The organism is Mesorhizobium sp. M0496 (assembly GCF_040321205.1).
GTDB lineage: Bacteria > Pseudomonadota > Alphaproteobacteria > Rhizobiales > Rhizobiaceae > Mesorhizobium.
This window is the reverse complement of the sequence record NZ_JAMYRC010000085.1, coordinates 1-9,235: the sequence shown is the minus strand read 5'-3', so window position 1 is coordinate 9,235 and position 9,235 is coordinate 1. Positions and strand designations below refer to the sequence as shown.

The window sequence follows — 9,235 nt, the reverse complement described above, 5'->3', positions numbered from 1 at the left end:
CTCCGATCATTCAGAGGTCCTCTCAGAATCGATTTCCGCACACCACACAAGAGTCCGTTTGTACTCATGTGCGATTCCCCTGCCCTCAAGGGGGGAGATTGAGCTCTCATTTACGCTTTCGCCAATCGCCGAAATGGCATCGTTGTCGGCGACGCAGAAATTGCCGATCTCCCCCCTTGCGGGGGAGATGCCCGGCAGGGCAGAGGGGGGTGTGACGGAGCGCAAATTCCGCCAGGCAGCCTGAGTCTTCAATCCGACCACTTCACCTTGGTGAGGTCATTGGCCTGGATGGGTGCGTTTTCCCACAGGCCTTGCAGCTTGGCGTCCCAGACGCCGACCTTGGGCAGTTCGTAGAGGAAGCCGACCACGGCGTCGTCGGCCAGTATCTTCTGTGCCTGCCCCAGCAATTCCTTGCGCTTGGCCTCGTCGGAGGTGACGCCGAGATCGGCGATCACCTTGTCGAAGGCCGGATTGTCGTAGTTGAAGTAATAGTCCTTGCGCGAATAGATATCGATGTCGTTGGGTTCGGTGTGGGAGACGATGGTCAGGTCGTAGTCTTTCTTGGTGAACACCTGATCCAGCCACTGTGCCCATTCGACCGGGATGATCTCCAGATCGATGCCGACGTCGCGAAGCTCGGAGGCGATGATCTCGCCGCCGAGCCTGGCATACGCGGGCGGCGGCAATTTCAGCGTCGCCTTGAAGCCGTTCTCCAGCCCCGCTTCCTTCAGCAATTCCTTTGCCTTGGCGACATCATGCGGATAGCGGCCGGTGAGGTCGACATAGTCCTTATTGGCGGGCGACATGTGCGAGCCGATCGGCACGCCGAGGCCGGCGGAGGCGCCGTCGATGATGGCCTTGCGGTCGAGCGCATAGGAGATCGCCTGTCTCACCTGCAATTTGTCAAAGGGCGGCTTCTTGTTGTTGATCGACAGGATGGTTTCGCCCTCGGTCGCGCCGATCACTACCTTGAAGCGCGGGTCGTCCTTGACCTGTGCGACGCTATCGGCGTCGAAGAAGGGGAAAGCCTGGATGTCGCCCGAGAGCAATGCCGGCATATAGGCCGCGGCATCGGGCACGATGCGGAACTCGGCTTTGTCGAGGGACACCGGTGCGCCCCAGTAATTGTCCGATTTGACCAGCGTGATCGAGGATCCCTTGGCCCAGCTCTGGAATTTGAACGGGCCGGTACCGATCGGCTTCTCCTTGTTGGTGTCGGCCGTCTCAGGCGCCACGATCACCGCGTCGCCCCAGCCCATATTGTAGAGGAAGGAGCCTTGCGCGTTCTTGAGCGTTACCTTGACCGTTGCGGGGTCGACGATTTCGACCGTGTCGATGCCCGCGAACAGGCCCTTTTGCGCATTGACCGAATTGTCGGCGCGGGCACGGTCGAGCGAGAATTTCACGTCACTGGCATCGAAGTCGGTGCCGTCGTGGAATTTCACCCCGGTGTGCAGCTTGAAGGTGTAGACCTTGCCGTCATCGGAAATAGTCCAGCTTTCGGCCAGATCCGGCAACACCTCGCCATTCGGCCCGATGCGGGTCAGGCCCTCGAACACGTTGGCGTAGAGAACCTCATCGATTGCCGCGGCAGCACCTGCGGTCGGATCGAGATGCGGGGGTTCGAGGGGAATGCCGATGACCAGGTCGGTTCGCGCGGCAAACGCGGAGGTGCCGGCGGCCAGTGACAGCACTGCGGCGGCCAGGATGGTTTTCCACAATTTCATCGTGCAACTCCCCATGCGTTTCAGACAGGTGCTCAAACCCGGGCGATAGAAGCGTGATTTCGCCGCGGAGTAAATTGCGTTTCGTTCTGCCCGTTGGCATCGTCGGGAATGTTTTTGTCCTGGCGGCCTCATCAGCAGGTCGAAGCTTGTCGCGATGCGCGCCTTATCCCGTGGCTGTGCCGCGCAGCAGCACGTTGAGCCCGATCGCCATCACCTTGGCCGCTTCCACCATGTCCGATATGCCGACCCATTCGTCCGGCCGGTGGGCGAGGTCGAGAATGCCTGGACCATAGGCGATGCAATCGTAGATATGGCCGATGCGGGCAATGTGCTTCTGATCGTAGGTGCCCGGCGAAATGACGTAGTCGGGTTCCCGGTCGAAGATCGCCATGATGCCTTGCGCCACTGCCATGACCACCGGCGCGTCGCGCTCGGTCATCAGCGGCAGCACTTCCATCAGGTCGCGGATTTCATAGTCGAATTTGTTCCGCTCGCGCTTCAGGCGGTCGAGAATGCCGGTCACTTCACCTTTGACGGTGTCGAGGTCTTCCTCGAGCAGGAAGCGACGATCGATGGTCAGCCGGCAGGAATCGGGCACGTTGGGCGAGGGCAGGCCTGGCCGGAAATCCTCGGTCTGGCCGCCATGGATCGAATTGATGTTCATGGTCGAGCGTTTTGCTCCTTCGGGCACGACCGGCATGCGCGTCATCTTGCGGTCGAGTGCGGGGAACAGTTCGTCCTCGAATGCCCTTAGCACGGCGCCCATGTGGCGCACCGCATTGTCGCCGAGGAACGGCATCGAGCCGTGCGCGATCTCGCCCTTGGTCTCGATCTCCGCCCACCAGACGCCACGATGACCCAGACAGATGCGGTCCTTGTTCAGCGGCTCGGGAATGATGACGTGGTCGACCCTGGGTTTGGAGAAATAACCGAGGCTGGCCAGATGGGCGACGCCGCCGAAGCCGCCGGACTCCTCGTCGACGGTGCCGGATATTTCGATGGCGCCGGGAAAGTCGGGGAAGACTTCCAGGAAGGCTTCGGCTGCGATGATCGAGGCGGCCAGGCCGCCCTTCATGTCGCAGGCGCCGCGACCATAGACCTTGCCGTCCTTGACGATACCGGCAAAGGGATCAACGGTCCAGCCGTCGCCGGCTTCGACCACGTCGATATGCGAGTTGAAGTGGACGCAGGCACCGGGCGACCTGCCGTCGAAACGGGCAACGACATTGACGCGCGGGTAGCGGTCGGTGTCGCCGGGCGTGCCTTCGGCGCGGATGAATTCGGTCTCGAAACCGCTCTTCTTCAGCCGCGCGCCGAGATATTCGGCGCACGGCCGGTAAGCCTCGCCGGGCGGGTTGATGGTCGGAAAACGGATCAGCTCGGCGGTCAGCGCGACGACATCGTCGCGCCTGATATCGATTGCCTTGAGGAGTCGCTCGTTCATGCGGCGGAGTTGAGAGCGATCGTCCCGGTTTTGCAAGCCCGTTGGTGATCAAGCCCGTGCGGCGTGTCGTTGCGGCAACTATCGCGGGAAATCGTTCAAATTCGCTGCTTTGGATTGGCGAATTGGTCAAGGAGTGTGTGTTACCCCGTTCACCTGCCATTAAAAAGATGAAAAACAACGTGATGGCAGGCAGGTAAGGGGCAATCAAAGGGGTTTGGTCGCATGAAAAAGACAGTTCTCATGGCAGCCGTGTTTGTCGCGATGCTGTTCGGCGCTTCGGGGCAGGGTTGGGCAGCCAGCCTCGTCGCAAACATAGACGTGTCGTCGCAGACGATGACGGTTAGATATGGTGCGGCGGTATACCGCTGGAGCGTCTCCACCGCGCGCAAAGGCTACATTACTCCGCGCGGCAGCTATCGGCCGCAACGGACGGCGCGGATGTGGTATTCGCGCAAGTACGACATGTCGCCGATGCCTTATTCGGTGTTCTTCCGCGGCGGCTATGCCATTCACGGCACCGGCGCGGTGAGGCAGCTCGGGCGCCCGGCATCGCATGGCTGTGTGCGCTTGCACCCCACCAACGCCGCAGCCTTCTATGCGATGGTTCGGCAAGCCGGTTTCCGCAACACGCGGATCCTTGTTACCAACTAGGCTTTGACCGGCGTTTGATTCCACCGTGATCTTTCGCGGTGGGGTCGGATGCGGTTGCCTGCATCCCGGGCGTTTCGCCCGGAAAATGCTGCAGGAATAGCGCACTGGCATGGAAACGGTGCCGTTGCGTTTCTACCGGTAGCGACAGCACTCGGCGAAGGTTTGTCTGTTCGAAGGCGCTGGCTATTGATGGCCCATGCGGGCAGTGATCAAATCAGCGCTCGCCGAGGAACGAACTCAAGCGCTGGCGATGGGCGCCTTTGCCTGCTGGGGCCGCTTTCGCCGCCCGCCGCCGATCTCCCACCTTTTGTGGAACCACATCCACTGGCCGGGATCTTCGCGTACCCAGCGTTCGACCACGTCGTTGAGACGCTGGGTGGTGGCGTGGACATCGACACTGCCGTCAGCGGTGCGCGGCAATATCAATTTGTCCTCGATCTCGAGCCGGAAGCGGTTGTCTGGCAGTCTGACGCAGCGCGCCGGATAGACGTCGCAGTCGTAGTGACGGGCAAGGGTCGCCAGCACCCGATTGCTCTGGCAGGGGCGGCCGAAGAATGTCGTATCCAGGCCGTTGGAGAATTTCTGGTCGACAAGGATGCCGATGTTGCCGCCATTCTCCAGGACCCCCGCCAGCGCGAATGAGGCGCCGGCCATCGATGGCAGCAATGAGCCCATGGTCGAGCGGCGCGTCGAAAGGATGTAGTCGGCGAGATAGGGGTTGTTGGGCGGGCGAAACAGCGCCGTGATGTTCATGCCGAAGGTCGCCGCCGCCACCGGCAACAACTCGAAATTGCCGAGATGGCCGGTGAAGACGATATGCGGCCTCTGTTCGCCTGCGATCTCGACGAAATGCTCTGTTCCCTTGACCTCGACACGGCCGGGCTTGCTGGCCGCGGGATCGTAGTCGAACAGGGCGTCGAGAAAGATGTATTCGGCGGCAAGGCGGGCCATGTTGCCCCACATGTCGGAGGCGATCGCCTGGATTTCGGCTTCGCCCTTTTGCGGATAGGCCTTGCGCAGATTGTCGACGGCGACCTGATGGCGCCCCACCCAGGGGCCGACACGGCGTGCGACACGGTCGGCGAAATTCAGCGCACTGTCGGGCGGTAGCAGACGCAGCACCGAGATGATCATCATCGCCGCGCGCGCAACCAGCCAGTAGTTCAATTGGCGTAGCTGCCTGCCGTAGCGAAATTTGAGATCCCGGCGAAACTTCTTGAACACAGAGGTCAAGGCTCTAGCCGACGCGCAGGATGATCTTGCCGAACACGTCGCGGCCTTCCATGCGCTTCAGCGCCGCATCGATACCGTCGAAGTCGACCTCGGTGTCGATGACGGGTGCGACCTGTCCTGCCGCCATCTTCTGCATGGCGTTGGCCATGTTCTCCATGCGGCAGCCGAAGGAGCCGAGCAGTTTCAATTGCTGCTGGAACAGCTGCATCAGGTTGATCTGCGTCGACACGCCGGAGGTCGAGCCGCAGGTCACCAGGCGGCCGCCACGTTTCAGGCACAGCATCGACGCGGCAAAGGTGTCGGCGCCGACATGTTCGAACACGACATCGACGCCCTTTTTCTTGGTCAACTTGCGCACGACGCCCTCGAAACGGTCGTCACGGTAGTTGATGACATGGTCGGCGCCGAGCGCCTTGGCCTTGTCGATCTTGTCGTTGGAGCCGACCGTGGTGATGATCGTGCAGCCCATCCGCTTTGCCAGCTGGATGGCGGCCGAGCCGATGCCGGACCCGCCGGCATGGACGAGGATGGTCTCGCCGGGCTGCAGCCTGGCGTTGTCGAACAGCATGTGCTCGACGGTGCCGAAGGTGACGGGCGCCACCGCTGCACCGATGTCGGTCACGCCGGGCGGGGCGGGAACCAGCAGGCGAGCCGGCAGGTTGATCTTTTCCTGCGCGAAGCCATCGAGATGGAAACCGTGAACGCCCGAAACATGCTCGCAGAGATTGTCGCGGCCTTCGCGGCAGGCTCGGCAAAGGCCGCAGGTGCGGGCGCCATAGATCGACACCAATTGTCCCGGCAGCAGGCTGGAAACGCCGGGGCCGACCGCCTCGACCTCGCCGGAGGCTTCGGCACCAACGACCAGCGGCAGCTTGCGCTTGGCGAAGGCCATGCCGCGCCAGCCCCAGACGTCGATGTGGTTCAGCGCCACCGCCTTGATGCGCAACGTGACTTCGCCGAGTGCCGGCGGTGGGGGAGGCGGCAGGTCCACCGTTTCAAGACGGCGGTCCTCGATAAGTTGCAATGCGCGCATGGGGCCTGTCGGTTCAGTCTGGCTGAAAAAGGTCGCTTAGACCGGTTCCCGCGCCATGACAAGGCAAGTGTTCTGGCCGCCGAAGCCGAAGGAGTTCGACAGAACGGTGCGAACCTCGGCATTGCGCTTCTTGTTCGGCACAACGTCGAGCACGATCGCGGGGTCGGGATTGTCGTAGTTGATGGTCGGCGGAATGACGCTTTCGCGCATCGTCATCAGCGAGAACGCCGCCTCGACGGCGCCGGCCGCCGACAGCGTATGGCCGATCATCGACTTGTTCGACGAGACCGGCATCGAGCCGATCCGCTCGCCGAATACCGTCGACAGCGCCAGGTGTTCCATCTTGTCGTTCTCCGGTGTCGACGTGCCATGGGCATTGACGTAGTCGATCTCGTCTTCACTTAAGCCGGCATCGGCGAGGGCAGCGCGAACCGCGGCGATGGCCGGCGAAGCGTCCGGCTTCGAACGGGTGCGATGGAAGTCGTCCGCCTTCTCGCCGCAACCGCCCAGGATGCCGAGGATAGTGGCGCCGCGAGTCAGTGCCGCCTCAAGCGATTCCAACACCAGCGCCCCGGATCCCTCGGCCAGCACGAAGCCGTCGCGATCCTTGGAGAAAGGCTTCGACGCCTTTTCGGGAATGTCGTTGTGGGTGGAGAGCGCCGACAACAATGAGAAACGGATCAGTGCCTCGGCGGTGGCCGAACCGTCGGCGCCGATCGACAGCGCGCGCTCGCATTCGCCGCGTCTAATCGCCTCGACACCGAGCTGGATCGCGGTGGCACCGGAAGCGCAAGCCGTCGATAGGGTGATCGGCAGGCCGCGTGTGCCAAGGCGGTCGGCAAGGCGGTCGGCGATCGAACCGAACTGGGTGGTCTCGAAAATATCCAGTTCTTTCAAGCTGCGCGCCACCCGAAGCAGTCTTTCGGCGGCGGTGTCATCCTTGTTCTTGTCGGAATTGTAAAGCGAGAAGCGCTCGGCCCAGTCGAGTTCGACCGGCGGCGAGGCGAGGAAGAGCGGTCCGCTGAAATCGCTGGAATCAAGACCGGCTTCGGCCACCGCTTCAAGGCCCGCAAGCTCGGCCAACTCGTAGGTGAGCGGGCTGGCGCCCTTCGAACTCGACGGCAGGAAATCGACCATGCCGGAGATGCGGGTATTCAGTTGATCGATGGGAAAGCGGGTGATCGGGTGGATGCCTGATTTTCCCGAGGTCAGCGCCGCCCAATTGTCCGTCTTGCCGACGCCAAGCGAGGTCACCACGCCGATGCCGGTGACGGCGACAATCGGCCTGCCCATATGATCGTTCAGATTGGCCATCCGGGAGCCCTCGACCTTTTATCGTTACAGCATGGATCTCGGAGCGCCGCCTCAGGCGGCGTTGACCAGCGCCATGCCCTCGAATTGGTGATAGCCGACCGCCGTTGCAAGGACGTTTGCGGGGACGCCTTCGAACGGCGTCTCGGCTGCGGCATCGAAAATAGGGTAGGCGGCCTTGCGGTCCACAGCGAGAGCCGCCAACGCCACGGCGAAGGGAAACTGCGCTTCTTTCATGTGCCCGGTCAGCGTCGAGAAGCCACGCGCTGATATAGCCGGATTGGCATCGAGCGCTGCTTTCTCGGCTGATGTCGAGGCATGGGCGCCCGATGCGCCCGACAGGGTCAGCAATTTGCCGTTCGGCAACGCAGCCTGCTTGAGCAGCGCGGCGATCTCGACGTCGAGTTCTCCCCGTGGCCGCCTGGCGCGGCCGGAGACGACCGGCCCAAGCTCGGCATAGATCTTTCGGCCCCGGCTTGTTGCATGCTCGCGTTGCTCCAGCACCAGGAAGGCACCGCCGGAACCGGTCACGACGCCGCCGCCCTCAGCACCGTGTCTTTGCCAGACTGGCTTCCAGGGGCCGCGATGCAGATAGCCGGCGAGTTCATAGCCGAGCAGCATGTCGGAATGTTCGGTCTGAAAGGCGCCGCCGACCAGGATGTGAGTCGACTGGCCCGAGCGGATGCGCGCGGCGGCGGTCTCGACGGCGGCGACGCCGGCACCTTCCTCGCCCATGAAGGTTCTGGACGATCCCGTCACCTTGTGGACGATGGAGATGTTGCCGGCGAGCAGATTAGAAAGCTGGGCCAGAAACAAAGTCGGCCGCAATTCGGTGGTCAGCTTCTCGTTGAGCAGCACGTCGCGGTCGTTGCGGCTTTCCGAAGCGGCGAGAATGGCGGCATCGACCGCCTCGTCGCGCTCGCCACCGCCGGCGGCCACGACCATGTCCATGGTCGTGCAGAGTTCGTCATTGCCCTTGATGCCAGCGTCGTCTAGCGCAAGTCCTGCGGCGTAGGTGCCGAGTCTCTGCCAGGTTTCCATCTGGCGCTGATCGCCGCGTTTGGCGATCTGCAGGTTCCAATCGATCTCCGGTAGCGGATGGACGGTGTAGGGGGCAAAGCGCGCCGCTTCGAGCACCGGCTGCAGGCCCGGCTGCGTGAGCTTCTGCCAATGGGTGTCCGGACCTTCCCCCAGCGAGGAGACAAGGCCGATACCTGTGATGACGACGTCGCGGGGGCTGCTCATGGGCGGCTTTGTGGGTCAGGCGGCAGAGCGCGTCAAGATCGCGCGCTCAACTGACGTCAGGCGGTCTTGGCTGCGACCAGCGCGTCGATCTTGGCGCACAGGTTCTTCATGACGAAGTAATCGTCGGTCGAAGCCTTGCCGTCATTGACCTCCTGGGTCCACTTTTCCAGCGGCACCTTGATGCCGAATTCCTTGTCGATGGCGAAGACGATGTCGAGGAAATCGAGGCTATCGATGCCGAGATCGTCGATCGTGTGGCTCTCGGGGGTGATGGTGTCGATATCGATTTCGCTGGTGTCGGCAATGATCTTGGCGACTTTGTCGAACGTGGTGGACAAGGGCTTTTCCTTCGGTTGCGGGCGGAATCTGTCCGCATCTTGTTTGGGCGCTGTCTAATCGGTTTTTTCCGGCAGGAAAAGGCCTGATCCGCCGGGCGCAGATGGGTAGGGTGCCTAGGAAACGCAAGAAGGGGGCCCGCTGCCCCCCGCCGGCCCTGCAAAGAACTTTAGGCAGGCCATGATTTATAAGCTTTACATTATCCCAAAAAACCACCCTAATTAGGGGACAAAAAAAGCTTTTGTGGCGGCTTTT

8 protein-coding genes are annotated in these 9,235 nt (G+C 62.2%); 1 reads left to right on the top strand and 7 read right to left on the bottom strand.

Translation table 11 applies throughout. The features are described 5' to 3' along the window. Window positions 1-248 precede the first annotated feature (248 nt). Together NKI73_RS33120 and NKI73_RS33115 are read right to left on the bottom strand one after the other, a co-directional pair. Window positions 249-1,727: an ABC transporter substrate-binding protein gene (locus NKI73_RS33120; RefSeq protein ID WP_352636218.1), complete on the bottom strand. Its 1,479-nt coding sequence runs from the start codon at window positions 1,725-1,727 to the stop codon at window positions 249-251. A gap of 163 nt (window positions 1,728-1,890) precedes the next feature. Further along, a complete protein-coding gene (locus NKI73_RS33115) occupies window positions 1,891-3,171 on the bottom strand; it encodes an acetylornithine deacetylase/succinyl-diaminopimelate desuccinylase family protein (RefSeq protein ID WP_352636217.1) in 1,281 nt (426 codons plus the stop codon). Between the two features lie 222 nt (window positions 3,172-3,393). On the opposite strand from NKI73_RS33115, the gene NKI73_RS33110 reads away from it, so the two are divergent. Further along, entirely contained in the window at window positions 3,394-3,822 is a 429-nt protein-coding gene (locus NKI73_RS33110; protein ID WP_352636215.1) for a L,D-transpeptidase, read from the top strand. Between the two features lie 237 nt (window positions 3,823-4,059). Here NKI73_RS33110 and NKI73_RS33105 read toward each other — a convergent pair whose 3' ends face one another. Genes NKI73_RS33105 through NKI73_RS33085 form a run of 5 tightly spaced genes read right to left on the bottom strand, consistent with a single transcriptional unit; the run spans window position 4,060 to window position 8,982 of the window. Continuing rightward, window positions 4,060-5,046, bottom strand: a complete 987-nt coding sequence (locus NKI73_RS33105; protein ID WP_352636220.1) for a lipid A biosynthesis lauroyl acyltransferase — start codon at window positions 5,044-5,046, stop codon at window positions 4,060-4,062. A gap of 13 nt (window positions 5,047-5,059) precedes the next feature. After that, on the bottom strand, window positions 5,060-6,088 hold the full coding sequence (locus NKI73_RS33100) for a zinc-binding dehydrogenase (protein WP_352636214.1): 1,029 nt from the start codon (window positions 6,086-6,088) through the stop codon (window positions 5,060-5,062). Between the two features lie 36 nt (window positions 6,089-6,124). Next, on the bottom strand, window positions 6,125-7,402 hold the full coding sequence (locus NKI73_RS33095; protein ID WP_352636212.1) for a beta-ketoacyl-ACP synthase: 1,278 nt from the start codon (window positions 7,400-7,402) through the stop codon (window positions 6,125-6,127). A 51-nt stretch (window positions 7,403-7,453) separates the two neighbouring features. Then, window positions 7,454-8,644: a beta-ketoacyl-ACP synthase gene (locus NKI73_RS33090; protein WP_352636210.1), complete on the bottom strand. Its 1,191-nt coding sequence runs from the start codon at window positions 8,642-8,644 to the stop codon at window positions 7,454-7,456. Window positions 8,645-8,700: 56 nt separating this feature from the next. Next, window positions 8,701-8,982, bottom strand: a complete 282-nt coding sequence (locus NKI73_RS33085) for an acyl carrier protein (RefSeq protein WP_010909964.1) — start codon at window positions 8,980-8,982, stop codon at window positions 8,701-8,703. Window positions 8,983-9,235 lie beyond the last annotated feature (253 nt).

Coding starts and splice junctions, on each gene's coding strand:
- NKI73_RS33120 (WP_352636218.1), bottom strand. CDS start 1,727: ATGAAATTGTGGAAAACCATCCTGGCCGCCGCAGTGCTGTCACTGGCC.
- NKI73_RS33115 (WP_352636217.1), bottom strand. CDS start 3,171: ATGAACGAGCGACTCCTCAAGGCAATCGATATCAGGCGCGACGATGTC.
- NKI73_RS33110 (WP_352636215.1), top strand. CDS start 3,394: ATGAAAAAGACAGTTCTCATGGCAGCCGTGTTTGTCGCGATGCTGTTC.
- NKI73_RS33100 (WP_352636214.1), bottom strand. CDS start 6,088: ATGCGCGCATTGCAACTTATCGAGGACCGCCGTCTTGAAACGGTGGAC.
- NKI73_RS33095 (WP_352636212.1), bottom strand. CDS start 7,402: ATGGCCAATCTGAACGATCATATGGGCAGGCCGATTGTCGCCGTCACC.
- NKI73_RS33090 (WP_352636210.1), bottom strand. CDS start 8,644: ATGAGCAGCCCCCGCGACGTCGTCATCACAGGTATCGGCCTTGTCTCC.